At 65.4% G+C, this 26,222-nt stretch carries 20 protein-coding genes and 1 tRNA gene; 10 read left to right on the forward strand and 11 right to left on the reverse strand.

All coding sequences use genetic code 11. From position 1 onward, the window contains the following. Positions 1-54 precede the first annotated feature (54 nt). On the reverse strand, positions 55-1,062 hold the full coding sequence (locus ML401_RS04920; RefSeq protein ID WP_285810273.1) for an SIS domain-containing protein: 1,008 nt from the start codon (positions 1,060-1,062) through the stop codon (positions 55-57). Between the two features lie 193 nt (positions 1,063-1,255). On the opposite strand from ML401_RS04920, the gene ML401_RS04925 reads away from it, so the two are divergent. Further along, the gene (locus tag ML401_RS04925; RefSeq protein WP_285810274.1) at positions 1,256-3,013 is read left to right on the forward strand and encodes an outer membrane beta-barrel protein; all 1,758 of its coding nucleotides are present in this window, start codon (positions 1,256-1,258) and stop codon (positions 3,011-3,013) included. A 169-nt stretch (positions 3,014-3,182) separates the two neighbouring features. On the opposite strand, the gene ML401_RS04930 is transcribed toward ML401_RS04925, so the two are convergent. Beyond that, positions 3,183-4,634 (reverse strand): glutamate synthase subunit beta, encoded by a 1,452-nt coding sequence (locus ML401_RS04930; RefSeq protein ID WP_285810275.1) that lies wholly within the window; start codon positions 4,632-4,634, stop codon positions 3,183-3,185. A 142-nt stretch (positions 4,635-4,776) separates the two neighbouring features. Beyond that, positions 4,777-9,510 carry a glutamate synthase large subunit gene (gene gltB / locus ML401_RS04935; protein WP_211418612.1) on the reverse strand — a complete coding sequence of 1,578 codons (4,734 nt, stop codon included), beginning with the start codon at positions 9,508-9,510 and terminating at the stop codon, positions 4,777-4,779. A gap of 492 nt (positions 9,511-10,002) precedes the next feature. Here gltB and ML401_RS04940 point away from each other — a divergent pair, with 492 nt between their 5' ends. Then, the gene (locus tag ML401_RS04940; RefSeq protein WP_285810276.1) at positions 10,003-10,776 is read left to right on the forward strand and encodes a hypothetical protein; all 774 of its coding nucleotides are present in this window, start codon (positions 10,003-10,005) and stop codon (positions 10,774-10,776) included. A gap of 248 nt (positions 10,777-11,024) precedes the next feature. Here ML401_RS04940 and ML401_RS04945 read toward each other — a convergent pair whose 3' ends face one another. Together ML401_RS04945 and ML401_RS04950 are read right to left on the reverse strand one after the other, a co-directional pair. Next, a complete protein-coding gene (locus tag ML401_RS04945; protein ID WP_285810278.1) occupies positions 11,025-11,795 on the reverse strand; it encodes an alpha/beta fold hydrolase in 771 nt (256 codons plus the stop codon). Positions 11,796-11,947: 152 nt separating this feature from the next. Continuing rightward, positions 11,948-12,415 (reverse strand): Hsp20 family protein, encoded by a 468-nt coding sequence (locus ML401_RS04950; protein ID WP_285810280.1) that lies wholly within the window; start codon positions 12,413-12,415, stop codon positions 11,948-11,950. A gap of 205 nt (positions 12,416-12,620) precedes the next feature. Here ML401_RS04950 and ML401_RS04955 point away from each other — a divergent pair, with 205 nt between their 5' ends. Then, the gene (locus tag ML401_RS04955; protein ID WP_194408171.1) at positions 12,621-13,568 is read left to right on the forward strand and encodes an alpha/beta hydrolase; all 948 of its coding nucleotides are present in this window, start codon (positions 12,621-12,623) and stop codon (positions 13,566-13,568) included. Between the two features lie 135 nt (positions 13,569-13,703). Here the strand turns inward: ML401_RS04955 and ML401_RS04960 are convergent, their stop codons facing one another. Both ML401_RS04960 and ML401_RS04965 read right to left on the reverse strand, forming a co-directional pair. Further along, positions 13,704-16,478, reverse strand: a complete 2,775-nt coding sequence (locus ML401_RS04960) for a di-heme-cytochrome C peroxidase (protein ID WP_285810281.1) — start codon at positions 16,476-16,478, stop codon at positions 13,704-13,706. Between the two features lie 193 nt (positions 16,479-16,671). Then, positions 16,672-18,468 (reverse strand): adenylate/guanylate cyclase domain-containing protein, encoded by a 1,797-nt coding sequence (locus ML401_RS04965; RefSeq protein ID WP_285810283.1) that lies wholly within the window; start codon positions 18,466-18,468, stop codon positions 16,672-16,674. A gap of 213 nt (positions 18,469-18,681) precedes the next feature. Between ML401_RS04965 and ML401_RS04970 the strand changes: the two genes are divergently transcribed. Both ML401_RS04970 and ML401_RS04975 read left to right on the forward strand, forming a co-directional pair. Further along, the gene (locus ML401_RS04970) at positions 18,682-19,314 is read left to right on the forward strand and encodes a LysE family translocator (RefSeq protein ID WP_285810285.1); all 633 of its coding nucleotides are present in this window, start codon (positions 18,682-18,684) and stop codon (positions 19,312-19,314) included. A 57-nt stretch (positions 19,315-19,371) separates the two neighbouring features. Further along, complete coding sequence (locus ML401_RS04975; protein ID WP_194405940.1) at positions 19,372-19,782, forward strand: GFA family protein; 411 nt, start codon at positions 19,372-19,374, stop codon at positions 19,780-19,782. A 2-nt stretch (positions 19,783-19,784) separates the two neighbouring features. On the opposite strand, the gene ML401_RS04980 is transcribed toward ML401_RS04975, so the two are convergent. Then, entirely contained in the window at positions 19,785-20,537 is a 753-nt protein-coding gene (locus ML401_RS04980) for a sulfite exporter TauE/SafE family protein (protein WP_211418607.1), read from the reverse strand. Between the two features lie 89 nt (positions 20,538-20,626). Between ML401_RS04980 and ML401_RS04985 the strand changes: the two genes are divergently transcribed. Then, complete coding sequence (locus tag ML401_RS04985; RefSeq protein ID WP_211418606.1) at positions 20,627-21,517, forward strand: LysR substrate-binding domain-containing protein; 891 nt, start codon at positions 20,627-20,629, stop codon at positions 21,515-21,517. A gap of 16 nt (positions 21,518-21,533) precedes the next feature. Here the strand turns inward: ML401_RS04985 and ML401_RS04990 are convergent, their stop codons facing one another. Together ML401_RS04990 and hisN are read right to left on the reverse strand one after the other, a co-directional pair. Continuing rightward, positions 21,534-22,499, reverse strand: coding sequence for a tripartite tricarboxylate transporter substrate binding protein (locus tag ML401_RS04990; protein WP_212065958.1), 966 nt, complete (start codon positions 22,497-22,499; stop codon positions 21,534-21,536). Positions 22,500-22,521: 22 nt separating this feature from the next. After that, positions 22,522-23,304, reverse strand: a complete 783-nt coding sequence (hisN, locus tag ML401_RS04995; RefSeq protein WP_211418604.1) for a histidinol-phosphatase — start codon at positions 23,302-23,304, stop codon at positions 22,522-22,524. A 26-nt stretch (positions 23,305-23,330) separates the two neighbouring features. Between hisN and ML401_RS05000 the strand changes: the two genes are divergently transcribed. After that, a complete protein-coding gene (locus tag ML401_RS05000) occupies positions 23,331-23,543 on the forward strand; it encodes a hypothetical protein (protein WP_285810289.1) in 213 nt (70 codons plus the stop codon). 285 nt (positions 23,544-23,828) lie between these two features. Here the strand turns inward: ML401_RS05000 and ML401_RS05005 are convergent, their stop codons facing one another. Then, the gene (locus tag ML401_RS05005) at positions 23,829-24,719 is read right to left on the reverse strand and encodes an N-formylglutamate amidohydrolase (protein WP_285810290.1); all 891 of its coding nucleotides are present in this window, start codon (positions 24,717-24,719) and stop codon (positions 23,829-23,831) included. Positions 24,720-25,052: 333 nt separating this feature from the next. Here ML401_RS05005 and cpdR point away from each other — a divergent pair, with 333 nt between their 5' ends. From cpdR to ML401_RS05020, 3 genes are all read left to right on the forward strand, one after another. Next, complete coding sequence (gene cpdR, locus ML401_RS05010) at positions 25,053-25,412, forward strand: cell cycle two-component system response regulator CpdR (protein ID WP_007597092.1); 360 nt, start codon at positions 25,053-25,055, stop codon at positions 25,410-25,412. A gap of 75 nt (positions 25,413-25,487) precedes the next feature. Next, positions 25,488-25,562, forward strand: a tRNA-Val gene (locus ML401_RS05015). Between the two features lie 183 nt (positions 25,563-25,745). Next, positions 25,746-26,219: an L-2-amino-thiazoline-4-carboxylic acid hydrolase gene (locus tag ML401_RS05020; protein WP_211418601.1), complete on the forward strand. Its 474-nt coding sequence runs from the start codon at positions 25,746-25,748 to the stop codon at positions 26,217-26,219. Positions 26,220-26,222: the final 3 nt, after the last annotated feature.

Below are 26,222 nucleotides of genomic sequence, written 5' to 3' on the forward strand. Positions count from 1 at the left end.
CTCGCGCCCAAGCAGGCGCGCCCCGGAATGACGGCGGAGAGAAACGGGCCCGCCTTACGCCACGCCCGCCCGCAGCAGATCGTGCAGGTGCACGATGCCCACCACCTTGCCCGCCTCGGTCACGACCAGCGTCGTGATCTTGCGGGTGTTCAGCACCTCGATCATCTCGGTCGCGAGCATCGAGGGCGGCACCGTTTTCGGCTGCCGGGTCATGATGTCGTCGACCGATGCCGTCAGCAGGTCGGGACGCATGTGGCGGCGCAAATCGCCGTCGGTGATGATGCCGACGGCCTCGTTCGCCTCGTTGACAATGCAGACGCACCCCAAACCCTTGGCCGACATCTCGACCACGGCCTCCGACATCGCGGTGCCCTCGGGCTTGACCGGGATTTCCGCGCCCGTGCGCATGTAGTCGCGGACGAATTTCAGCATCGCGCCCAGCTTGCCGCCGGGATGGAAATGCGCGAATTCGAGCGCGGTGAAGCCGCGGCCTTCGAGCAGCGCGATCGCGAGCGCATCGCCGATCGCAGCCTGCATCAGCGTCGACGTCGTCGGCGCCAGATTGTGCGGGCAGGCCTCGCGCGCCCTCGGCAGCTCGATCACGATGTCGGCCGCTTGTCCCAGCGAGGACGCGGCGTTCGATGTCACCGCGATCATGGGAATCGCAAAGCGCGCCGAATAGTTCACGAGGTTCTTCATCTCCGGCTGCTCGCCGGACCAGGACAGCGCCATGATGACGTCGTCGGTGGTGATCATGCCGAGGTCGCCATGACCGGCCTCGGCCGCATGCACGAAGAAGGCGGGCGTGCCGGTCGAGGCCAATGTCGCCGCGATCTTGCGCCCCATATGGCCTGACTTGCCGAGCCCGGTGACGATGACGCGGCCCTTGGCGTTGCGGATCAGGTCGACCGCCCTGGCGAAGGTCTCGCCCAGCGGGCCGCGCAGGGCGGCTGCGAGCGCGTTGATGCCGCCGCTCTCCGTCTCCAGGGTGCGGAGCGCGGATTCGACGCTGTCGGGGATAGGGCCGGATGATGCGGTCATCAGCGGTTTCGAGCTCGGCATGTTTTCGTCCAGGGAAGGGTGGGGCGTTCGCCCGTTGGCGCCTGCTTAGCACGGCCCGGGCAGGGAGGCGACGCGCCGCCCTCGGCCCTCAACGGGTCATTAACCATAATTGTTTTAACTCCATTAACGATGGTTCCCGCCAGCCGGTGGGGACGATCGTGAAAGTGTTTGATTTCGTTGGAGTTATTCCATCGTGGGGTCGTCTCCAGGCACCGGCCGGAGCAAGCGCGCGCTCATTCTGCGCGCGGCTTTGCCGTGTCTTGTCCCCTGTCTTGCGCTGACGACCCTCGGAAGCGCCCCCGCGGCCGCCCAGAGCCTCACGCCCGACCTGTTCAATCCCAACCGCGGTGGCTTCGCCTCGCCCGAGACGTTGCCGACGCGCCGCACGGCGGGCGTGCCGCAGGCGCCGTCGGATGCGCTGCCGGCGCTGCCAGACCCCAACGCTGATCCGCGCAAGCGGCAGCAAGCGCCGGCGACCTCGCGTATCGGTCAGGTCCCGACATATGGATTGCCCGCCGCGAGCGGCGCGAGCAGCTCCGGCTACGACGCCCTCAACCGCAAGCGGCAGCAACCCAAGCTCTATCCCGGCCAGCCGAAGCCGAAGCGCGCGGCCGGTCCCGGCTCGCCGGCGCCGACCACAGCGCCGCCGCCGTCCACGCTCGGCCTGCCGAAGATTGCACCGCCGCCATCGGCGTCCGCAAACAAGTCACCCGTGCCTGCGGCGATGGCGGGCACCGTGCCCGGCCAACCGCTGCGCCGCCGCCTCAAGGCCGATGACGATCCGTTCGGAGCCGTCGGCGATTACGCCGGCAGCTTCCTGATCAAGGGCGGGCTCGAGCTCTCCGCCGGCTACGACACCAACCCGACGCGTCTGAACAAGCCGGTCGGCTCCCCGGTCTACGTCGTCGCGCCGGATCTGCTTGTGGTGTCCGACTGGGAGCGTCACGCGCTGGTGGCCGACCTGCGCGGCTCGTTCTCCGGCTACACCACCAACATGCCGGCGACGATCAACGGTTTTGCCTCGCCGTCGCCGGTCGAGGCCGATCGCCCCGACTTCACCGGCCATATCGACGGCCGGCTCGACGTCGACCGCGACCTCAAGCTGACCTCGCAGCTGCGCCTGCGGCTCGCCACCGACAATCCTGGCAGCCCCAACGTGCAGGCCGGCCTGCAGAAATACCCTGTTTACGCCGCCTACGGCACGACGGTCGGCTTCGACCAGACCTTCAATCGTTTCCAGGTCGCCGCCGGCGCCACAATCGATCGCACCGCCTACACGGATTCGAGGCTCACCGACGGCTCGACCTTCAGCAACGACGACCGCAACTTCAACCAGTATGGCGGCGTGGGGCGCTTCTCCTACGACCTCAAGCCGGGCCTGAAGCCGTTCGTCGAGATCCAGGGCGACACCCGCGTCCACGACCAGGCCGCCGACCGCAACGGCTACTTCCGCGATTCCAACGGCGGCTATGCCAAGGTCGGCTCGTCCTTCGAATTCTCGCGCATCCTCACGGGCGAAATCTCCGTGGGCTATTCCGCGCGCAACTACACTGATCCGCGCCTCAGCCAGCTCGCAGGCTTCCTGACGACTGGCTCGCTGATCTGGAACGCGAGCGGCCTCACCACGGTGAAATTCTTCACCGACACGCAGATCGCCGAGACCACCGTTCCCGGCTCCTCCGGCGTCCTGGTGCGCACCTACTCCGCCGAAGTCGACCACGACTTCCGCCGCTGGCTCACCGCCGTCGGCAAGTTCACCTACGGCACGCTCGACTACCAGGGCCAGAACCGCAACGACAAGACCTACTCGTTCGAGAGCAACCTGATCTACAAGCTCAACCGCAACATCTGGGTCAAGGGCACGCTGCGCCACGACATCCTGGATTCGAATGTCGCGGGATCGAGCTCGCAGGGGACGGTGGTGATGCTGGGCGTGAGGCTGCAGAATTAGAGTCGCCTGCTGCCGAGCGCATTCAGCGCGATCACGATGCAAGGCACCGCTCTTTCCGCTGTCATTCCGGGGCGCGCGAAGCGCGAGCCCGGGATCCATTTAAACACCGGCCCTGAGGCTCGATGGATTCCGGGCTCGCACCAAGTGGCGCGCCCCGGAATGACCTACTCTACCGCGGCAGATCCGTCTTCCCCATCAGGAACGTATCGATCGACCTTGCGCAAAGCCGACCCTCGCGGATCGCCCAGACCACCAGCGACTGGCCGCGGCGCATGTCGCCGGCGGTGAACACGTTCGGGCGCGAGGTCTGGTAGTCGAGCGTGTTGGCCTTGACGTTGCCGCGAGGGTCGAGCTCGACCGAGAGCAGCTTGAGCAGGCCCTCGTGCACGGGGTGCACGAAACCCATCGCGAGCAGGACGAGCTCGGCATCGAGCTCGAACTCGGTGCCGGCAATCGGCTTGAACTTGTCGTCGACGTGCACGCAGTGCAGCTTCTTGACCTGGCCGTTCTCGCCGGAAAACTTCTGCGTCAGCACGGCGTATTCGCGCACCGCGCCTTCGGCCTGGCTGGAGGACGTCCGCATCTTCAGGGGCCAGTTCGGCCAGGTCAGGCCCTTGTTCTCGCGCTCGGGCGGGGCGGGCATGATCTCGAGCTGGGTCACCGAGAGCGCGCCTTGGCGCAGCGAGGTGCCGATGCAGTCGCTTCCGGTGTCGCCGCCGCCGATGACGACGACGTGCTTGCCGCCGGCCAGGATCTCCTGGACGCCGCCGAGCGGCTCCTCGGAGACGCGGCGGTTCTGCTGCGGCAGGAAGTCCATGGCGTAGTGGATGCCGGACAGCTCGCGGCCGGGGATCGGCAGATCGCGCGGGGCTTCCGCGCCGCCGGTCAGCGCCACGGCGTCGTACTCGTTGAGCACCTCGCGCGGATCGACATTGCCGTCGGCGCCGACATGGCTGTTGTAGTGGAAGGTGACGCCTTCGCCTTCCATCTGCTTGACGCGGCGGTCGATGACGCCCTTCTCCATCTTGAAGTCGGGGATGCCGTAGCGCAGCAGGCCGCCGGCCTTGGCGTACTTCTCGAACAAATGCACGTCGTGGCCGGCGCGCGCGAGCTGCTGCGCGCAGGCCATGCCGGCCGGGCCCGAGCCGATCACGGCGACCTTCTTGCCGGTCTTGACGGCTGCGACCTCAGGCTTCAGCCAGCCATTGTCCCAGGCGCGGTCGACGATCGCGCATTCGATGGTCTTGATGGTGACCGGGTTGTCGTCGATGTTGAGCGTGCAGGACGCTTCGCACGGCGCAGGACAGATGCGGCCGGTGAACTCCGGGAAATTGTTGGTCGAGTGTAGATTGCGCGAGGCCTCTTCCCAATTGCCCTGATAGACGAGGTCGTTCCAGTCGGGGATCTGGTTGTTGACCGGGCAGCCGGGCGTGCCGGGCGCCACCGAGCCGGTGCCGTGGCAATAGGGAATGCCGCAATTCATGCAACGCGCGGCCTGGTCGCGCACCTCTTTCTCCGAGAGGGGAACGACGAATTCCTTGTAATGCTTCACGCGCTCGGCGACCGGGGTGTACTTGCGGTCGCGCCGTTCGATTTCGAGAAAACCCGTGATCTTGCCCATTAAACCCGAAGTCCCTGCCGCTTAGGTTTCTTTTCCGTCGTTCCGGGATGCGCGCGCCGCGCGCTGACCCGGAACCTGGAGGTTATCTTTGCGAGATTCCGGGTTCGCGCTTCGCGCGCCCCGGAATGACGCGAGGTGAGAATTACGCCCCGATCGCGATTTTCGGCTCGGCGTCCGCGTTGGCGGCCATTTCGCGCAGCGCGCGCCGGTACTCGACCGGCATCACCTTGCGGAATTTGGGCAGCCAGTCCTTCCAATTGGCGAGGATGTCGGCGGCGCGCTTGGAGCCGGTGGCTTTCGCGTGGCGCGAGATCAGGACGTGCAGCCGCTCGACGTCGGAGGCGAGCAGGTTCTTGAACACGTCGACCCGGCCATGCGCTTCGAGGTCACCGGAATGGTGATAGGTGCCGGCGTTGATCAGCTCTTCCGACAGCACCGGCTCGAGCTCGACCATCGCCATGTTGCACAGCCTGTCGAAGTCACCGGTCTCGTCGAGCACATAGGCGATGCCGCCGGACATGCCGGCCGCGAAGTTGCGCCCGGTCTTGCCGAGCACGACCACGATGCCGCCGGTCATGTATTCGCAGCAATGATCGCCCGCGCCCTCGACCACGGCGACCGCGCCCGAGTTGCGCACGGCGAAGCGTTCGCCGGCGATGCCGCGGAAGTAGCACTCGCCCTCGATCGCGCCGTACATCACGGTGTTGCCGACGATGATGCTCTCTTCCGGCACGATGGCCGAGTTTCTTGGCGGCTTGACGATGATCCTGCCGCCCGAGAGACCCTTGCCGACATAGTCGTTGCCTTCGCCTTCGAGCTCGAAGGTGACGCCGTGGGCGAGCCAGGCGCCGAAGGCTTGTCCCGCGGTGCCCTTGAGGCTGACATGGATGGTGTCGTGCGGCAGGCCGGCATGGCCGTAGATCTTGGCGACCGTGCCGGACAGCATCGCGCCGGCGGAGCGGTTGGTGCTGTTGATCGTGGCCTCGATCTTCACCGGCGCGCCGCGGTCGAGCGCAGGCTGCGCCTTCTCGATCAGCGAACGGTCGAGCACCGCCTCCAGATGATGGTTCTGGCGCTCGGAGTGATAGATCTTCTGGCCCTTCTCTTCCTTCTGCTTGACGAAAAGCTTCGAGAAGTCGAGGCCCTTGGCCTTCCAATGCGCGACCAGCTTGGTCTGGTCGAGCAGCTGAACCTGGCCGACCATCTCATTGAAGCTGCGGAAGCCGAGCGAGGCCATGATCTCGCGGACCTCCTCCGCGACGAAGAAGAAGTAGTTGATCACGTGCTCGGGCTGGCCGGTGAAGCGCTTGCGCAGGACGGGGTCCTGGGTCGCGACGCCGACCGGGCAGGTGTTGAGATGGCACTTGCGCATCATGATGCAGCCGGCCGCAATCAGGGGCGCGGTGGCGAAGCCGAACTCGTCCGCGCCGAGCAGCGCGCCGATCACGACGTCACGGCCGGTGCGGAAGCCGCCGTCGACCTGGACCACGATGCGGCTGCGCAGCCGCTCGCGCACCAGCGTCTGGTGGGTTTCGGCAAGGCCGATCTCCCACGGCGAGCCTGCGTGCTTGATCGAGGTCAGGGGCGAAGCACCGGTGCCGCCCTCGAAGCCAGCGATGGTGACATGGTCGGCGCGCGCTTTCGCAACGCCCGCGGCGACCGTGCCGACGCCGATCTCCGAGACCAGCTTGACCGAGACGTCGCCCGCCGGGTTGACGTTCTTGAGGTCATAGATGAGCTGCGCCAGATCCTCGATCGAGTAGATGTCGTGATGCGGCGGCGGCGAGATCAGGCCCACGCCCGGCGTCGAGTGCCGGACCTTGGCGATGGTCGCGTCGACCTTGTGGCCGGGCAGCTGGCCGCCTTCGCCGGGCTTGGCACCCTGCGCCATCTTGATCTGCATCATGTCGGAGTTGACGAGATACTCCGTGGTGACGCCGAAGCGGCCCGAGGCGACCTGCTTGATCGCCGAGCGCATGGAATCGCCGTTCGGCATCGGCTTGAAGCGGTCGGCTTCCTCGCCGCCTTCGCCGGTATTCGACTTGCCGCCGATCCGGTTCATGGCGATCGCGAGCGTGGTGTGTGCCTCGCGCGAGATCGAGCCGAAGCTCATCGCGCCCGTGGCGAAGCGCTTGACGATGTCCTTGGCCGGCTCGACCTGGTCGAGCGGGATCGGCTTGCGCTTCTCTTCCTCGGCGTTCTTGATCCGGAACAGGCCGCGCAGCGTCAGCAAACGCTCCGACTGCTCGTTGAGGATCTTTGCGAAGGCGCGATAGCGCTCCTGCGAATTGCCGCGCGCGGCGTGCTGGAGCAGCGACACCGATTCCGCGGTCCAGGCATGGTCCTCGCCGCGGCTGCGATAGGCATATTCGCCGCCGACATCGAGCGCGGTCTTGTAGACCTGCGCGTCCCCGAACGCATCGGCATGACGGCGCACGGCCTCTTCGGCGATCTCGCCGAGACCGACGCCCTCGACGCGGGTATGCGTGCCGGCGAAGAATTTTGCGACGAAATCGGCCTTGAGGCCGACCGCATCGAAGATCTGCGCGCCGCAATAGGACTGGTAGGTCGAGATGCCCATCTTGGACATCACCTTCAGAAGGCCCTTGCCGATCGACTTGATGTAGCGCTTGACGATCTCGTAGTCGTCGAGCGAGCCGGGCAGGCGGTCCTTCATCGCGATGATGGTCTCGAACGCGAGGTACGGATTGATCGCTTCCGCGCCGTAGCCGGCAAGGCAGGCGAAGTGATGCACTTCGCGCGGCTCACCGGATTCGACGACGAGGCCGACCGAGGTGCGCAGGCCCGTGCGGATCAGGTGATGATGCACCGAAGCACAAGCCAGCAGCGAGGGGATCGGCACCCGGTCGGTGCCGACCATGCGGTCGGACAGGATGATGATGTTGACGCCCTCGCGCACCGCGCTCTCGGCGCGCGCGCAGAGCTCGTCCAGCACCTGGTCCATGCCGGCCGCGCCGAGCCCGGCGTGGAAGGTGGTGTCCAGCGTGCGCGATTTGAAGTGAGTGTCGGCCACGTCCGAGATCGAGCGGATCTTTTCGAGGTCCGCGTCGGTCAGGATCGGCTGGCGCACTTCGAGGCGCTTGGTGGTGGCCATGCCCTGCAGGTCGAACAGGTTCGGCCGCGGCCCGATGATCGAGACGAGGCTCATCACCAGCTCCTCGCGGATCGGGTCGATCGGCGGATTGGTGACCTGCGCGAAGTTCTGCTTGAAGTAGGTGAACAGCGGCTTGGCCTTGTCCGACAGCGCCGAGATCGGCGTGTCGTTGCCCATCGAGCCCGCGGCTTCCTCGCCGGTGGCGGCCATCGGCGTCATCAGGATGGCGATGTCTTCCTGGCTGTAGCCGAACGCCTGCTGGCGATCGAGCAGCGACAGGTTCGAGCGCACGCCAGTCGTCGGGACCTTCGGCAGCTCTTCGAGGACGATCTGGGTCCGCTCCAGCCACTCCTTGTAGGGATGGCTCTTGGCGAGCTCGGCCTTGATCTCGTCGTCGGGAATGAGACGACCTTGCTCGAGGTCGACCAGCAGCATCTTGCCGGGCTGCAAGCGCCACTTGGTGATGATCTGGTCCTCGGGGATCGTCAGCACGCCCATCTCGGACGCCATCACGATGCGGTCGTCCTTGGTGACGAGATAGCGCGCGGGGCGCAGGCCGTTGCGGTCGAGCGTGGCGCCGATCTGGCGGCCGTCGGTGAAGGCGATCGCGGCGGGGCCGTCCCACGGCTCCATCAGCGCGGCATGATATTCGTAGAAGGCGCGGCGCTTCTCATCCATCAAGGGATTGCCGGCCCACGCCTCCGGGATCATCATCATGACGGCGTGCGGCAGCGAGTAGCCGCCCTGCACCAGGAATTCGAGCGCGTTGTCGAAGCAGGCGGTGTCCGACTGGCCTTCGTAGGAGATCGGCCAGAGCCGGTTGATGTCCTTGCCGTACAGCTCGGAGCTTACAGAGGCCTGCCGCGCCGCCATCCAGTTGGTGTTGCCGCGGAGCGTGTTGATCTCGCCGTTATGCGCGATCATGCGATAGGGATGCGCCAGCGACCAGGCCGGGAAGGTGTTGGTCGAGAAGCGCTGGTGAACCAGCGCGAGCGCGCTCTCGAAATCCTTCTCGTGCAGGTCGGGATAGTACTTGCCGAGCTGGTCGGCGAGGAACATGCCCTTGTAGATCACCGTGCGGCAGGACATCGAGCAGGGATAATAGCCTGCGCCGCCGCGGTCGCGGCGCTGGTAGATCGCCTGCGAGATCGACTTGCGCAGGATGTAGAGCCGGCGCTCGAAATCGTCCTCGGTCTTGGCGGTGCCGTTGCGGCCGATGAACACCTGCATGCAGGCGGGCTCGGTCGGCTTCACCGTGACGCCGAGCGAGGAATTGTCGGTCGGCACGTCGCGCCAACCGAGCAGGGTCAGGCCCTCTTCCTTGATCTGGTCGGCGATGATGCTCTTGATGACGTTGCGCCAGGCGGTGTCGCGCGGCATGAACAGCGCGCCGATGGCGTATTCGCCGGGCTCCGGCAGCGCGAAGCCGATCTCCTTCGCCTTGCGGCTGAAGAAGGCGTGCGGGATCTGCACCAGGATGCCGGCGCCGTCACCGGCGCGCGGGTCGGCGCCGACGGCGCCGCGGTGCTCGAGGTTGCAGAGGATGCTCAGCGCGTCCGCGACAATCGCGTGCGACTTCTGGCCCTTGATGTTGGCGATGAAGCCGACGCCGCAGCTATCCTTCTCCAGGCTCGGATCGTACAGGCCTTCGGCCGGAGGGCGCGAATTATGCTCCTGGATCGGATCGGTCGTTTTCGAGGCGACCGTCGCCGACAGCTCTTCTGCCACGATGCTTGCGCGCTCGAATTGCGACCCGTTCATTGTTCCAATCCTCTCCATGCGGCAAGCTGCCTCACCGCCATCTTCGGCGCACCTTGGGCGTTCCGCGGCACCCGCCTCTGGGTCACCGCTCGTCCGCTAGCGAGCCGCATTTTCTTAAATTCAGGCCTAGGCGTTCTTCGTCCCCGAGAACGGCTTTGCCTGTTGCCTTCTTGGTGCTCGAGAGCACCGACTTTCGCTGCAATCCCTATGCCGGAACCGCAAGCAAAATTGAGACAGTCTTCCTGTCCTAACCATCACCTTGCCAAATTTTTGTCTAGCACACAAGCGTGCGGAAGTCCCGATTCCCGATATGTCAATCAATCGCTTTCCGAAAGTTGCGCAGCCTCGATTTCGGAGCAAACGCGCCCCGATCCGGCCCTGTGGGCGCCGAAATCCCAAATGAAGCTTCGCCTCAGCCCTTCGAACCGAGCGCCACGCTGCAAGAAGCGAAAGAGCGCGAGGCATTCGGGGGCCGACAGGAGCGTATCGACCATGAAGTTTTTCACAGGATGTGTGGCCGCTGCCACGCTGGCGCTGGCCGCAAGCGCGGCTCAAGCCCAAGTTCCCGCGAACGGTATCGCAGGAGGGGCCATGATCGCGGTGTCGGATTTCGACGGCCCGTATGCGCCGCCGGAGGCCGCTCCGCCACCGCCGCCGCGTTACGGCTACGGTTATGGCTATGAGGAGCGCGGCCCGGCGCCCGCGCTGTTGCCGGCCACCGAGGTCTATGCGGTTCTGCGCGACAACGGCATCTCGCCACTCGGCATTCCGCGCTTGCGCGGTGGCGTCTACACCATCGCGGTGATTGACCGCCGCGGTGATGACGGGCGGCTCGTGATCGATGCCCGCGACGGGCGGATCATCCGCTTCCTGCCGACCGCCGATGCCTACGGCATGGCGCCCGCCTATGAGGACCGCGCGGTCGCGCCTTACGGCCCGCAAACCGCGCTGCCGCCGCCGACCATGGTCCGCAGCGGCCCGCCGCGCCCGCCGGCTGCGATCCCGCATGTCGCATCTCGCGCTGTGCCGCTGCCCAAGGCAGCCCCACGGCGCAGCGAGACGCCGGTCGCCGCGGCGAAGCCGGCCGAGCCGGTGACGCAGCAGCAGGCACCGGTTCCGCAAGCTCCGGCACAGCAGACCGCTGCCGTGCAGGCAAAGCCTGTCGAGGCTGCACCGCCGGCCGCCGCGCCGACTGTCGGTCAAGCCAAGCCGGCGCCTGCGATCCTGCCGACACAGGACATGCCTGCCGCGCAGGGGCTGGATTAGCGCTGTCCGTTTGGCGCGACGGCGTCAGCCGCACCCAACGCTGTCATCCCTGCGAACGCAGGGATCCATACCGCGTGATCTATCGGTGGGGATGAGATGCGAGTACCGGTCTGCTGGTCTTCGCCGAACTGCTCCCTGTGGTCGTGGGTCCCTGCGTTTGCAGGGACGACAGCGGTAATCGCGGAGAAGTCGGGCCAAGCAAAAAGCGCCTGAGCAATTCAGGCGCCTCCCGCATTTCAGCAATCACCTCAGCTTCGCGGATACCCCGCCGCCTCCAGGATCAGGTTCGCCACCTCCTTCGGGTGCGAGACCAGCGAGAGATGGCCGGCATCGAGCTCGATCGTGGTGGCGTTCATGCGCTTGGCGAGGAAGCGCTCGAGATCGGGGTTGATGGTGTAGTCGTTCTTCGACACCGCGTACCAGCTCGGCTTCGCATGCCACGCCGCTTCCGTGGTGCGGCCGGCGAAGATCGAGGCCGCGGTCGGCCATTGCACGGCGTAGAGCTCCTTCGCCTGCTCCGGCTTCACGCCGTTGGCAAAATACTTCAGGAAGGCATCTTCCGAGAGTTTTGTGGTGCCATCGCGCTCGACGATGCCGGCACGGGCAGGGCCCGCGGGAAACTGCTTCGACAGCGCGACGAAATCCTCGTTCGCATCGGGGGCGCGGGCTGCGACATAGACGAGGCCGGTCACTTTCGGGTCGATGCCGACCTGGCTGATCACGGTGCCGCCCCAGGAATGCGCGACCAGCACGGTCGGACCATCCTGCTCGGCCAACGCGCGCTTGGTCGCTTCGACGGAGTCGGCGAGCGATGACAGCGGATTCTGCACGGCCGTCACATGCAGGCCCGCGGCCTGCAGGATCGGGATCACCTCCGACCAACTGGAGCCGTCGGCCCAGGCGCCGTGCACCAGCACGACGTTGGTCGCCTTCACGGTCTGCGGTGTCTGTGCGTGAGCGAGGCTGATAGGAGCCGCCAGCAGGCTCGCGGCGACGAAAAGGCTGCGCCAAAAAGTCATGATCGTTCTCCGTCTTGTTCTTGGGTTCGATGCCCAAAGGACGGAGCGCGCGGCCACCCTGTTACGCGGCCTCACCGCTCTGTGATACAGCGCAAATAAAAACGCCCCGGGGCACCGGGGCGTTTTCGTAACTTGGAAGTGGCGCGTGCGGATTACGCTGCGACTTGCGCGGCCGAGTTCTCGATCACCGGCGCCTTCGCGTTGGTGTTGATCGCGATCTGGCGCGGTTTCTTCGCCTCGGGAATCTCGCGGACGAGGTCGACGTGGAGCAGCCCGTTCTCGAGCGAGGCGTCCTTCACCTGCACGAAGTCGGCGAGCTGGAAGGCGCGCTCGAAGGCACGCGCGGCGATGCCGCGGTAGAGCACTTCATTCTTGCTGTTCTCGTTGGCGACCTTTTCGCCCTTGATCGTCAGCGTATTTTCCTTCGCGACGATGGAGAGCTCATCCTTGGCGAAACCCGAAACCGCAACGGTGATGCGGTAGGCGTTCTCGCCGGTACGCTCGATATTATAGGGGGGATAACCGGGGCTGCCGTCCGAACTGGCCTGGTCGAGCAGGCTGAAAAGGCGGTCGAAGCCGACGGTGGAACGATAGAACGGGGTTAGATCGTAGCTACGCATGGTCAAGTCCTCCATTGAGCGACTGTTGGTAACCCGCCCGCCAATCGGGCCGGGCTTTAGTCTGTGTGCAGCCTGATGTTCCGGTTCCGAAACACTGGTAGCGGCCTGCACGAAGGTGATATGGGTGGAACGAGACGGCGTTCAAGAGGGCGGCATTGGCGCCTTTTCGGCGCTTTAGCCCCTTGATTTGCAGTACTTGCCGCCTATGACGCTGGTCTCGATCCCGTCCAATCCCGTTCCCGAAAACGTCGTCAGCGGTACCATCAAGACTCCCGATGGCGTCGAGTTGCGCTTTGCGCGCTGGGCGCCGCCGGCTGGCCGCAAGGGCACCGTCTGCGTCTTCACCGGGCGCAGCGAGCAGATCGAGAAATATTTCGAGACGGTGCGCGATTTGCGCGACCGCGGCTTTGCGGTGGCGATGATCGACTGGCGCGGGCAGGGCCATTCCTCGCGCCGCCTGCGGGACCCCCGCAAGGGTTATGTCCGCGATTTCTCCGATTTCGAGATCGACGTCGAGGCCTTCGTGCAGCAGGTGGTGCTGCCGGATTGCCCGCCGCCGTTCTTCGCGCTGGCTCATTCCATGGGCGGCACGGTGCTGCTCCGGGTGGCGCATGCGGGCAAGCGCTGGTTCGACCGCATGGTGCTGTCGGCACCGATGATCGACCTGCCCGGCCGCACCACGTCGTTTCCGGTACGGGCGCTATTGAAGACGATGCGCCTGCTCGGGCAGGGCGGCCGCTACGTTCCCGGTGGCAGCGACCGCCTCACCGGGCTCGATCCCTTCATCAACAATCCCGTGACCAGCGATCCGGTTCGCTATGCGCGCAATGCCGCGATCCTGGAGGAAGATCCCACGCTCGGACTGGCGTCACCGACCGTCGCCTGGGCCGATACCGCCTTCCGCGCGATGCACACGTTCAAGGGCAAGAACTATCCCTCCCAGATCCGCCAGCCCATCCTGATGCTGGCGGCCTCCAACGACACCGTGGTCTCGACCGCGGCGATCGAGGAGTTTGCCTATCATTTGCGCGCCGGGTCCCATCTCGTGATCGCCGGCGCCAAGCACGAGATCCTGCAGGAGCAGGATCGCTACCGCTCCCAGTTCTGGGCCGCCTTCGACGCCTTCGTGCCGGGCACGCCGCTGTTCAAGTGAGGAGAGAGCGCGTTATCGCGCCACAGACTCTGTCATGCCCGGGCTTGTCCCAGGCATCCACGATCTTTGCGCCGCCGAAGCAAGGCGTGGATGGCCGGGACAAGCCCGGCCATGACGACGACGAGACCTGGCCCGCTACAGCGTCTTCAGATACTCGATCAGATCGTAGCGCTCGGCGTCGTCCTTGAAGATGCGGCCGATCACACCGGGACGTTTCGGCTCGCCGTCCTTGCGCTCGAAGGAATGGCCCAGCACGCTGTTGCCCTGGACCGGCTTGCCGTCCGATCCCGTCGCAGAGAACTCCGTCTCACCCGTCTTGCACTTTTCGTTTGCGCTGACCGCGAAACCGACGGTCTCGGGATCATAGTCGCGGCGGCCCATGCAGAATTTTTGCGGTCGCTCGCCCGCCGGCTTCAGCAGCCAATACAGCGAGGGCACCGAACCGTTGTGCAGGTAAGGCGCCGTGGCCCAGATGCCGTTCAGCGGCCGCGCGCGATAGCGCGGATCGGGCGCGGGATTGAGGCAGTTCTTGCGCGCGAGATTCCAGATTTTCGCCCGCTCGGCCTCCGGGACCTTCTCGTCGTCCATCCATTTGCGGGCGACGAGGTCGACCACCGTCATGAGGCCGAGCGCATACACCATCTCGTTCGGCGATTTGCTCGCGGTCGGGATCTCGCATTGCCACCATTTCTGCAGGTCGGCCGTATTCACCTTCAGGAAGCCGGGCACGTCGACGACCCTGTTGCTGAGAACGAGCGATTGTTCGGGATCCGTCTTGATCTCGTCGAGGGGGATCGTCACCGCGTTGAGAACCTGGCTGTCGCCGCTCGGCTCCCAATGCTTCGATGACCAGAAGGCCGGGGTGTCGGTGGCCGGCAGGTGGCATCCGGAGCACATCTCGGCATAGATGGCGCGGCCGCGCTCGACGCGATCGGGCTTCAGCCGCCATGCATCGCCGAGGATCTGCGACGGCCATTTCGGCGCGAGCAGGCCGCCGAACTTCGGACCGGTGGAAGGATCGGGCGACTTGAACGGATCGGGGCCTCTCAGCATGTCCTCGATCCAGCCGAGCGTCCTGATGTTCACCGAGGAGCGCCAAATCCTGTCCTCCGGATAGGCGTCGGACAGGTTGAGCAGCGCGGTCACGCCGAGCGCTTCGCCGGCGTTGCGGATCAACGGCTGCTCGATCGAAGCGTCGTATTGGGCGAACTTGAACCACGGCACGGTCCAGATCGCGGGATAGCTGACCGGGGCGTCCTGGGCGTGCAGATTCTTCTCGAATCCCTTGACCCCGCTCAGCGCGAGATCCTGCGAGAAGACCTGGTTGCCGATGCGGTTGAGCGCGTCGAGGCGGCCGAACCCTTCTTCGGTGTCCTTCTGCTGCTTGCCGTCCCAGGTCTTCTTGCCTTCAACAGTTTTTTCCTGGGTTTGCGCCCAGTCGATCAGGAACGTAGCGGTTGCGCTGAGCTTCTGCTTGAGCGCGGCGCGGTCCGTCTTGCTGGCATCGGGGCCGAGCACGCGATCGGCAAAGCGCTGAAAGCGGAACGGAACGTACAGCGTGTAGGCGATCGACAGGCCGGTGGAGAGCTCCAGCTTCTTCAGGTCGGTCATGGCCGGGCCGCCGTCGAAGCGGACGTCCACGCCCTGGTAGTGGATCTGGCCGGTGTGGCAGGCCGCGCAGGTCAGTCCGATCTTGTCCTCCTCGCGATGACCAGTCGCCGGATCGACGACGCCCGTCATCCGGGCGAAGCCGACCGGCAGGCCGTCGACGTTCTCCGCCGGCGTCCACCTGGTCGACCAGTCAGGCACCTGCGTCGTCTCGTAGACATTGGCGTAGCCGAAGCGGCGCAATGTCGTCGTGTCGGTCTGGATCGACTGCGGGCTCGGGATGAAGCCGAAGCTTTCGAGATAGGCGCTGTCCTTCATCATGCCCGGCTTCGAGAACAGATGGAGGCGTGGCTGCTCCAGCGCCATGAACCACTCATAGGGCACCGGGAAGGTCGCGGTGCCCTGGCTGGCATGATGGAACCAGTGCCGGTCCTTCAGCGACCAGTTCTGCTCGAGCCAGAAGGCGGCCTTCGTCTCCGGCACCGCAGGCAAAGGCGGGGGAAGCAGATTCACGAGGATGCCCTTTTGGGGCAGCATGGCGCGAACCTGGTTGGGGAATTCGGCGATGGCCACCAAGGCGACGAGGCCTAGGCCTAGGACGAACGCCGTCAGTGCCACCGCCCAGCGGAAACGGAGCTGGCAGGTGGACAGCAGCGGCTGCGACACGATCCGCTGATTGATGCGGTCGGGGAATCGGCGCTCGTTGAAAAGGGTGCGCACGTCGGCGACGCTGAGATAACGCTCTGCGTCCGTCTTGCCCTTGCCGATGATCTTCAAAAGGATGGGCCATTCGAACTTCATCAGCAGCGGGTAGTACCAGCGGGCGGCGCTGCCGGCGCGCTTGAGGTTGTCGCGCATGAAGGTGTTGATTTCCGTAGCGTTGAGGCCGGGCTCGCTGCTGCCGGTGTTCGGGTCGGTGTAGGTCCGGCCGTAGCTCGCGAGCCGCGCGATCTCGTCCTCGTTGACCTTGCCGTCGACGCCGAGGATGCGCGAGCCGGCGCCGCGCTTGTCGAGCGGACCGCCGCGCAGCGCGTCAAGCTGCGCGCCCGACCAGATGCTCTTCAGGATGTGCTTGAAGCCGTTGGCGATGAGCGCAACGCCGCGGACCTGGATGCGGGCCGAGACCTTCTTCAGCCCCGTCTCGCCGGTCGCATTCGCGATGGTCTGCGACAGCGTGTTGAGCGGCACGGTGCCGCCCTCGACGAAGCCTTCGCCGACGAGGCCGCGCAGGAACGGGCATGGATTGTTCGGCGAGACCGGGATCGAGGGATCGAAGGGGGGCTTCGAGGCGGGGTGATGCATGGCCCAAATCCTGAAAACAGCGAATCGCGAAATGGCGCGCCGATCAAGCGCGGAAAGTCCTAACAAACCGGCAGCAAGCTATACTACTTGAGCGTGTGGCGAAGTGTGGCCGAATTCACTGTTCTGTCAATAAAGGCAGGCGCGTTCTGGCCAAGACGTAGCAGAACGCCCGAGGGGAGCGCGGGCCCGCCGGTCAGGACTCGGCGACGCGTTTGACGTCGCTCTGGACTAGGGTCAGCTTGCCGAGCGGCACGCCGGCCTTCAGCAGGCCCTCGCGATAATGGGCGAGATTCTCGGGCTTCTTCCAGTGGAAGTTGCGCAAGTGACGATCGACATTGAGGGTCGGGTAGTTGCTCATCAGCACGTGGACGGCTTCGCTCGCCTCGTCGCTTCGTCCCAATTGTGCCAGGGCGGCGGCACGGATCGCCAGCGCCTGCATGTGGTTGGGGTTGATGTAGAGCTGCTCCCGCGCCCACGACAAGGTCGCGTCATATTGGCGCAACAGATAGTGGCTGAAGGCGTTCAGCGCCGCCCATTGATAGCGCGGGTCGCTGTTGTCGCGCTGCGAGGCCATCGAGAACAGCTCGATCGCCTCGCGGTGCTCGCCGATCACGAAATGGCAGATGCCGAGCACGCCGCGCGCGCCGTTGTCGTAGGGGTTGAGCGCGACCGCGCGCTTGGCGGCGTCCATCGCCGCCTCGTAATGCCCTTCCATGGCATGAGCCCAGGACAGGATGGAGAACGCAAAGGACGAGCGCGGATCGAGCCGGACGCTGGTTTCGGCGAGGTTCATCGCCTCGGCCCACATCTCGCGCGTGCCCTTGACCCAGCCGAACTGGATGCTCTGGATCTGGATCGTGGCGAGATAGGCGTGCGCGATCGACAGTTTGGGATCGACCTCGATGGCCTGGCGGAACAGATCGACGGCGGCGGCGAGGTCTTCCTTGGTCTGCCGATAGTAATGCGACAGTCCCTTGAGAAAGCGGTCCCAGGCCGTCACGTCGGTTGACAGCCTCGCCGGCGCCGAGGCCTCGGCCCGGACGATCTCGGTGGCGATGGCGGCGGACAGGTTGGTCGTGATCTCGTCCTGCATCGCGAAGAAATCGCCGATGTCGCGGTCGTAACGGCCGGTCCAGAGCTGCTCGCCGGTCTCCGGCGCGATCAGCTCGGCGGTGACGCGGATCTTGGCGCCGGCGCGCCGCACCGAGCCTTGGATCAGATAGGTGGCGTCGATCTCGCGCGCGATCAGGCGGGTGCTGGTATTCTTGCCCTTGAAAGCGAAGGTCGAGTTGCGGCTCAGCACGCGATAGAAGGATTGCAGCGACAAAGCGTGGATCAGATCTTCGGTGAGGCCGTCCGAGAAATATTCGTCCTGGGCGTCGCTGAGATTGGCGAAGGGCAGCACGCCGACGATCGCCGTGCGGTACTGTTGCGACAGCGCCGATGCTTCCCGCAATTCGGGGGCCAGCGCCGGTGCCCCATCGGGCATCCAGGCAAAGACCCCGATCGGATCCTTGATGTTCTTGAAACGGTGGTTGCCGGCATCGGTCAGCGGCACGGACAGATGCTTGCTGGCCTCGCGATAGGCCTTGGCGGAGATCGCGAAGCCACCGGGGCTCGCCACCGATTCGAGGCGGACGGCGATGTTGACATCGTCACCGAACACCTCGTCCTCGTCGGCGATGACGTCGCCCATGTGGATGCCGAGGCGGAACTGCATGGCGCGGTCGGCGGGCAGATGGTGGTTGCGTTCCGTCATCAGCGTCTGCATCGCGATCGCGGCCTCGGTGGCGCCGACGATCGAAGGGAACTCGAGCAGGAAGCCGTCGCCGGTGTTCTTCACGACCCGGCCGCCGTGATTGAGGATGATGGGGTGGATCGCGCTGCGATGGGCCTTGAAGGCGGCATGGGTGCCGGCCTCGTCGCTGCCCATCATGCGCGAATAGCCGGCGACATCGGCGCAGACAATGGCGGCCAGACGTCTTTCCATATTCTCGCAGCTCCAAGGGAGGACAGACCGGCCACGAAATGGCAGTCGCCTCGAATCCCGCATTTCAAGAACCCTGCCTTTATAGAGCAGAAGCGGCCGGGCGATAGTAGTATCCGCATTGCAAATTCGAGGTAAATCCTACGCAATTCCGGCGGTGGACGGGACGGGACGAACGGACTATGCCCGTGCTCCCGAGGCGGGGGCACGTCGCATATGCTGGGCATTCACGAAATCTGGCTGTTCATCCTGTCGGGGGTGCTGCTCAACATCACGCCGGGGCCTGATTCCGTCTACGTCATCGGCCGCAGCATGCAGATGGGCTGGCGGGGCGGAGCCGCGGCCGCATTCGGCATCAGTTGCGGCTGTTTCGTCCATGTCGCGGCCGCAGCGATCGGCCTTTCGGCCCTGCTGATGGCCTCGTCCACCGCCTTTTCGATCCTGAAGCTGGTCGGCGCGGCCTATCTGGTCATGACGGGACTTCAGATGCTGTGGTCGCGGCCGGTGCTGGCGGCGGTCAGGGACGACGCCGAGCGCAGCTCGCTGCGGCGGGTCTTCCTCCAGGGCGTCTTCACCAACGCGCTCAATCCCAAGGTCGCGCTGTTCTTCCTGGCTTTCCTGCCGCAATTCGTCGCAGCCGACTCGGCCCACAAGCCGCTGGCCTTCCTGACGCTCGGCCTGATCTTCATCTTCACGGGAACGCTGTGGTGCCTGGTGCTGGCAGCGTTCGCGGCGAAAGCTGCGCACCGGCTGCGGGCATCCGAGGGTGCCATCGCCTGGGTCAACCGCGCGCTCGGCGGCCTCTTCATCTATCTCGGCATCCGCGTCGCCATGCTGGAGAGCCGGTAGCTCGTTCGAACGAATGAGGGAGGCTGCCCCGATCGGGGCGGCGCTCGGGAGGTTTCAATGATCCGTGGAAGCTGTCTGTGCGGCGCCGTGCGTTTCGAGATCGGCAAGGTGCGCGCGCTGACGCATTGCCATTGCGCCAATTGCCGCAAGCTGACCGGAGCCGCATTCGCCACCTACGCCCATGTCGATGCCGACAAGTTTCGCTTCGTGGCCGGCGAGGACGCGACCGTGGCTTATGAATCCGCGCCGGGGAGCTTCCGCTATCGCTGCAAGACCTGCGGCTGCTTGACGCCGGGCAATGCAAGCTATCTTCCGACCGTCAGCGTTCCCGCCGGCCTGCTCGACGACGATCCGCAAACCAGGCCCCGCCTGCACGTCTTCACATCCTCGCGCGCGCCATGGTGGACGATCGCGGACGATCTGCCTCAGCACGAAAAATGGGTGCCTGGTTACGAGCCGAAATCGTAGGATCAGGCGAATTCCTTCACCAGCGCGCTGCCGGCGAGATAGAGGCCCAGCAAAATCATCGCGATCAGGAACCAGCGGCGGAAGGCTTCCGCCGGCATCCGCGCCCGTACCGACTGGCCGATGAACATGCCGGCAAAGGCCATGGCCATGCCCACGGCGCCCGGCACGGCATTGGCCGGCGTCAACAGGCCGACGGCGGTGAGGTTGAAGGCGAGCGCCAGCGTCGCCGTGGTGAAAAACACGCCGAGCGCCTGCACCAGCTCGTCCTTCTCCATGCCGATCGCCTGCATGAACGGCATCGAGGGGATCACCTGCACCCCGGTCGAGGCCGAGATCACCCCAGTGATCACGCCGACCACGCCGCCGACCCATTTCTCGTTCCTGGGCGAGACGTGGAACTGGAACTTGTTCAGCCCGATCACGGCATAGATGACGAGCAGCACGCCGAGCACGATCGTGCCGTAGCGCGCATGCGGGCCGGTCAGCGCGCCGGCATTGAGCCAGCAGCCGATCACGGTGCCGATCATCAGCGGCCACAGCCGCCGCAGGATGTCGCGCAAATACGGGCCGACGAAGGTCTGCCAGATGTTGGTGACGATGGCGGGCACGATCACGATGGCAATGGCGCGGCTCGGCGCCATGCTCACCGCGAGCAGGCCCATGGACACCGTCGGCAGGCCGAGCCCGACCACGCCCTTGACGAATCCGGCGAGCAGGAAGACGGCGGCGATGAGGATCAGGAGTGGGTCGATCATGCCCGCACATTGACCGAAGCTGCGCGGGCGCACAATCTGGAGGTTACGGAGTAAGCCTTCGCTTGGAACGAAGGCTGGGGGACCTGTCCATGCGCTTCGACCTTGTCGACCTCCAGCTCTTCATCGCGGTCGCCGACCAGCGCAGCATCACACGCGGCGCGGAACGGTCGCATCTGGCCCTGGCCTCGGCCAGCGCGCGCATCAAGGGGCTCGAAGACGCGCTCGGCGTCGCGCTGCTCAAGCGCGGCCGCCGCGGCGTCGAATTGACCGCGGCCGGCGAGAGCCTGCTCGACCATGCGCGGCTCGTCATCCACCAGGTCGATGCCATGCGCGGCGATCTCGCGGGCTTTGCCTCTGGCGTTCGCGCCAGCGTGCATTTCCTCGCCAACACTTCGGGCCTGTCGGAGCATCTGCCCAAGGCGCTGGCGAGCTTCCTGCGCGAGCATCGCGACGTCGCTGTCGACATCGAGGAGCGCGAGAGCACCGACATCGCCGCCGCGATCACCGCGGGCGCCGCCGATCTCGGCTTCGCCGCCGAGCACGCGCTGCCCGAGCATATCGAGCGCTTCGTGTTCAGCGAGGACCGCCTCACGCTGGTGACCGCGCGCCGCGGTCCGTTCGCCGGCCGCCGCCAGATCGACTTCCAGGAGGCGGGGGCCTGCGACTTCGTCGGCCTGACCAGCGCCACCGCGCTGCAGATGCACATCTCGAAACATGCGGCCCGGCTCGGCATGCGCCCGCATTTTCGCGCGCGCCTGCGCGATTTCGATGCGATCTGCCAGATGGTCGCCGCCGACGTCGGCGTTGCCCTGGTGCCAGAATCCGCCGCCCGCCGCTGCGCAAAGCTGATGCCGCTGGCCATGGTCCGCCTGCGAGATGCCTGGGCGAACCGCCGCCTCGTGATCTGCGCGCGCAGCTTCAAGGCGCTGCCGCGGCCGGCCAAGATGCTGGTGGAGCATTTGCGGGCGGCGGCGGTGTGAGCGGGGCTTCCGAGAGTTACTTCGCCGTCTCCACCCCGGCGTCCTTGATCACCTTCGCCCACTTCGTCGTCTCATCCGCGATGAAGCTGCGAAAATGCTCCGGCGCGTCGCCGACCAGCGTCGCGCCCTGGGCTGCGAGCTTCTCCTTCACCGCGGGATCCGCCATCGCCTTCGTTGCGAGGCCGTGCAGCGCCGCGACGATCTCTTTCGGCGTGCCCTTCGGCGCGACCATGCCGTACCAGTTCTCGACGCGCAGATTGGGAAAGCCGGCTTCCGAAAGGGTCGGCACGTCAGGCGCGGTCGGCGCGCGCTCGGCCGAACCGATCGCGATCGGCTTCAACGCCCCCGCCTTGACCTGCGGCAGCAGCACGGGAAGATCGAGGAACGTCATCTGCACCTGCTGGCCCAACAGGTCGTTCACGGCCGGCGCGGCCCCGCGATAGGGCACGTGCACGATGTCGATCCCGGCCGTCAGCTTGAACAATTCGCCGGCGAGGTGCGGCAGGCTGCCGGGGCCGGAGGAGGCGAAATTGAGCTTGCCGGGCTGCGCCTTGGCCAGCGCAATCAGCTCGCCGATATTTTTCGCCTCCACATTGGTGGCGACCACGAGCATTTCCGGCACGGTCGCAACCAGCGTCACCGGCGTGAGATCGGTCTGCGTGTCGTAGGCGACTTTCTCCATGCTCGGGCTGATCGCGAGCGCGCCGGCCGAGGAGATCGCGATGGTGTAGCCGTCGGGCGGGGCCTTGGAGACGGCGTCGGTGCCGAGCACGCCGCCCTGGCCGCCGCGATTGTCGATCAGCACCGGTTGGCCCGACAGCTCCGACATGCGCTGGCCGATTACACGCGCGATGATGTCGTTGGGCCCGCCGGCCGGGAACGGCACGATCAGCTTGATCGGTTTGGCGGGGAAATTCTGCGCCGCCACCGCTGACGGCAGCAGCAGGAACAAGCCAAGGAGAAGCCGGCGTGAGATGGTCATGCAAGCCTCCCGCTCGCGTCTGTTATTGGTTCAAGAGCTTCAGTGCTTCTTCGTGAACCCTGGCGTCCCCGGCCGCGACGATGCGGCCGCCGCCCTGGGCCGGCTTGCCCTCCCACGTGGTGACGACGCCGCCGGCGCCGGTCACGATCGGGATCAGCGCGGCGATATCGTACGGCTTCAGCTCGGTCTCGACCACGAGGTCGACGTGACCCGCGGCCAGCATGCAATAGGAGTAGCAGTCGCCGCCATAGCGCGACAGCCGGGCGCCTTGCTCGATGCGGCCGAAGATGGCGCGGTCGCGCTCGTTCATCAGCAAAGGGCTGGTGGTGTAGGTCGTGGCTTCCGCGAGCGAGGCGCAGCGGCGAACCTGCAGCCGACGCTCGCCGGAGGGGCCCTTGTAATTGGCCGAGCCGTTGTCGCCGGAGAAGCGCTCGCCGATGAAGGGCTGGTGCATCATGCCGAACACCGGCGCGCCCTTGTGCAGCAGCGCGATCAGCGTCCCCCAGATCGGAAAGCCCCCGATGAAGGATTTGGTGCCGTCGATGGGATCGAGCACCCAGACATAGTCGGCGTCCTCGCCTTCGTTGCCGAATTCCTCGCCGACGATGCCGTGCTGGGGGAAATTGGCCTTGATCAGCCGGCGCATCACCGCCTCGGCGGCGCGGTCGGCTTCGGTGACCGGATCGAAATCCTTGGTCTTGCTCTTGTCGTCGATCGACAGCGAGGTGCGGAAGAACGGCAGGATGGTTTCGCCGGAGGCGGTGGCGAGCCGTCCGATGAAGGCGGAGAAATCGATCACCGTCACAGGCCAATCCTCAAAGCGAAAGTTGGGTGAAGCTCGGCTCCTGCCTAGCTCAATTCGCCTCCCGCGTGCAGCGCTGTCTTGATTTGCACCCTGGTATTTTGGATGCCGAAGCGGATTGCCCCATTCAAGTCATCCGCTGGACAAATATCGATCACGGCATTGAAAACTTAGTTCCGACCCTGCCTCGTTCGTATGCAAACGTCTATCAAGCCATTGAATTTCCTTATCAAAGAAACTGAATCTGGGTTTCCATGGAAGCAACTGAGCCATGTGCGTATTGCATGGGAAATGGCTCAAAAGCTCTTGCGTTTTGTGCGGCGCGGTCGCATATTGTTGCGGTGCGGTAGCGCTTGGCGTTACCGCTGCCCTCCTTGGGCGTTTCCTCCCTAGACTTGGGCCGCTTGCGTCATTCGCGAGCGGCCCTTTTTTCTTGCCGCGGTCGTTTTCATTTTTGGGCGCGCAAGCTTGCGAAGCGAAAGCGCGCTCGCGCCTGGAGCATCGTCGTTCGAGAGAGAAGCCGGCGCCTATTCCGCCGCGGCCTGGAACGGGCCGAGGTCGGCGAACGGAATCGTGGTCGCCAGCACGTCGGCGAGAACGCCGAAGTCGGCCGCCACTTGTGCAAAGCGCGGGCTGCGCTCGCGTCGCCGCTCGTCCATGTAGATGGCGCGGTTGAGCTCGAGCTGCACCGCGTGCAGGCCGCTCGCGGGATTGCCGTAATGCTCGGTGATGAAGCCGCCGGCATAGGGCTTGTTGCGGCCGATCGAATAGCCGAGCCCGGTCATGGTCTCCTCGACCCGGTCGGGCAGCAGCGGCGTGCAGCTGGTGCCGTAGCGGTCGCCGATCACGACGTCGGGCCGGCGCGGCTCGTCCCTGCTGACGCCGACCGACGGCATCGAGTGGCAGTCGACCAGCACCACGGTGCCGAACATCTGGTGCACCTTGTTGATCAGCCGGCGCAGCGCGCGATGGTAAGGCTTGTACAGCGTCTCGATCCGCCCCAGCGCATCGTCGACCAGGATGCGGTCGCGATAGATCTCCTGGCCGTCGCCGACCACGCGCGGAATGGTGCCGAGACCGCCGGCGACCCGCATCGAACGGGTGTTGGCGAAGCTCGGCAGGCGGCCGGTGAACATGCGCGGGTCGAGCTCATAGGGCTCGCGATTGACGTCGACATAGGAGCGGGGAAAGTTGACCCTGACGGTTGGAAAGCCGCGCTCGCTCAAATGGCCGATCAGCTCGTCCATGAAGGAGTCTTCGGACCGGCGCAGCGTCGTGAGGTCGATCCTGGACGCGGCAAGGAATTCAGCCGGATAGGTCGAGCCGGAATGGGGCGAGTTGAAGATGACCGGCGCGCGCCATTGCGCGGGCTCTACGATCTCGAAGGCTGGCGACGTCTCGCCGTCAAACCGGGTCATCTTCTCAGGCTTCGTCCCTTCGCGCCGGCATCTGGCAGGGGCCAGACCGCAGTGATTCGGCCGATGGATGCGGCTCTTATGTGTCGTCATTGTCCGGAATCGCAACCATTCTGCCAAGCGAAAAGATGTAGCGGTCCCTTGGAACACGTCTTAACCGTGCGGGCAGGGAGGCGGGGATGCGCCGGCGCGGTTCGATTGCTTCGAGCCGTTTTCCGGTTCACAAGGGTGCGGCAGCGCGAGCCGGCCCAGGGTAAAGATTTTCACCCCAAATTTACCCTCTGTCGGGCTTAGTGACCTCTGCTGATATCCTCTGGGGATGCGACGATTCCTGCCATGCCAAAGATCCTGCTCGCCGAAGACGACAACGACATGCGCCGTTTCCTGGTCAAGGCGCTAGAAAACGCCGGTTTTCAGGTCTCGTCCCATGACAACGGCATGGCCGCCTATCAGCGGCTGCGCGAAGAGCCGTTCGAGATGTTGCTCACCGACATCGTGATGCCGGAGATGGACGGCATCGAGCTTGCCCGCCGGGCCTCGGAACTCGACCCCGACATCAAGATCATGTTCATCACCGGCTTCGCGGCGGTCGCCCTGAACTCGGATTCGGACGCCCCCAAGAACGCCAAGGTACTGTCCAAGCCCGTGCACCTGCGCGAATTGGTCAGCGAAGTGAACAAGATGCTGGCGGCCTGAATAGGCCTCCTTCCGTCCTTGCGCCGGGTCCCCTGAGCCGTTATAGGGACCCCACCCGACCCAAGTGGACTTTTAGGGCACGTAGCTCAGCGGGAGAGCACTACCTTGACATGGTAGGGGTCACAGGTTCGATCCCTGTCGTGCCCACCACGCTTCGCCAAAAGGCGTCGCGTGGCGCAACCACGCCCAATAAAGGCGAAGCGTGTCCGGCGTAGCTCGCAGAGCGAAGACGGACCTAGGTGCCTTCTCGGTATCTCCGAACGAATCGCGCCGTCCCGGATGACGCTTGCGTCCCATCCGGGCTACGATGCCGTCTCCGACGTGAGACCGCCCATGAGCATATCCGTCATCGAGCAAGCCAAGATCCAGGCGCAGGTGCTGGTGCCGCTGGTCAAGGCGCTGCAGGCCGAGCTCGGCGCGGCGCGGGCCAACGCGCTGGTGCGCAAGGCGCTCGGCGATCTCTATCGCGGCTTTGGCGAGGAATTCTGGAAGGCCAAGAAAGAGAGCGACCTTGGCAAGGCCGTGTCCTCGGCCTTCAGAACCTACGCCCGCGACGACGCACTCGCCTATGACGTGATCGAGCAGTCACACGACGCCTTCGCGTTCGATGTGACGCACTGCGCCTATGCCGAGTTCTACAAGGCGCTGGGCGAGCCGGAGCTCGGCTTCCTGCTGGTCTGCACCGCCGACTTCGCGACCGCGGAAGGGTTTGGCGCTGACGTCCGGCTCACGCGCACGCAGACGATCATGCAAGGCGCCGATCATTGCGACTTCCGCTACCGGCGCGATAAGGGTGGAGCGCCATGAAGG

The sequence above is a fragment of the Bradyrhizobium sp. 62B genome (assembly GCF_030272265.2).
GTDB lineage: Bacteria > Pseudomonadota > Alphaproteobacteria > Rhizobiales > Xanthobacteraceae > Bradyrhizobium.

Coding starts and splice junctions, on each gene's coding strand:
- ML401_RS04920 (WP_285810273.1), bottom strand. CDS start 1,062: ATGCCGAGCTCGAAACCGCTGATGACCGCATCATCCGGCCCTATCCCC.
- ML401_RS04930 (WP_285810275.1), bottom strand. CDS start 4,634: ATGGGCAAGATCACGGGTTTTCTCGAAATCGAACGGCGCGACCGCAAG.
- gltB (WP_211418612.1), bottom strand. CDS start 9,510: ATGAACGGGTCGCAATTCGAGCGCGCAAGCATCGTGGCAGAAGAGCTG.
- ML401_RS04940 (WP_285810276.1), top strand. CDS start 10,003: ATGAAGTTTTTCACAGGATGTGTGGCCGCTGCCACGCTGGCGCTGGCC.
- ML401_RS04945 (WP_285810278.1), bottom strand. CDS start 11,795: ATGACTTTTTGGCGCAGCCTTTTCGTCGCCGCGAGCCTGCTGGCGGCT.
- ML401_RS04950 (WP_285810280.1), bottom strand. CDS start 12,415: ATGCGTAGCTACGATCTAACCCCGTTCTATCGTTCCACCGTCGGCTTC.
- ML401_RS04955 (WP_194408171.1), top strand. CDS start 12,621: ATGACGCTGGTCTCGATCCCGTCCAATCCCGTTCCCGAAAACGTCGTC.
- ML401_RS04960 (WP_285810281.1), bottom strand. CDS start 16,478: ATGCATCACCCCGCCTCGAAGCCCCCCTTCGATCCCTCGATCCCGGTC.
- ML401_RS04965 (WP_285810283.1), bottom strand. CDS start 18,468: ATGGAAAGACGTCTGGCCGCCATTGTCTGCGCCGATGTCGCCGGCTAT.
- ML401_RS04970 (WP_285810285.1), top strand. CDS start 18,682: ATGCTGGGCATTCACGAAATCTGGCTGTTCATCCTGTCGGGGGTGCTG.
- ML401_RS04975 (WP_194405940.1), top strand. CDS start 19,372: ATGATCCGTGGAAGCTGTCTGTGCGGCGCCGTGCGTTTCGAGATCGGC.
- ML401_RS04980 (WP_211418607.1), bottom strand. CDS start 20,537: ATGATCGACCCACTCCTGATCCTCATCGCCGCCGTCTTCCTGCTCGCC.
- ML401_RS04985 (WP_211418606.1), top strand. CDS start 20,627: ATGCGCTTCGACCTTGTCGACCTCCAGCTCTTCATCGCGGTCGCCGAC.
- ML401_RS04990 (WP_212065958.1), bottom strand. CDS start 22,499: ATGACCATCTCACGCCGGCTTCTCCTTGGCTTGTTCCTGCTGCTGCCG.
- ML401_RS05005 (WP_285810290.1), bottom strand. CDS start 24,719: ATGACCCGGTTTGACGGCGAGACGTCGCCAGCCTTCGAGATCGTAGAG.
- cpdR (WP_007597092.1), top strand. CDS start 25,053: ATGCCAAAGATCCTGCTCGCCGAAGACGACAACGACATGCGCCGTTTC.
- ML401_RS05020 (WP_211418601.1), top strand. CDS start 25,746: ATGAGCATATCCGTCATCGAGCAAGCCAAGATCCAGGCGCAGGTGCTG.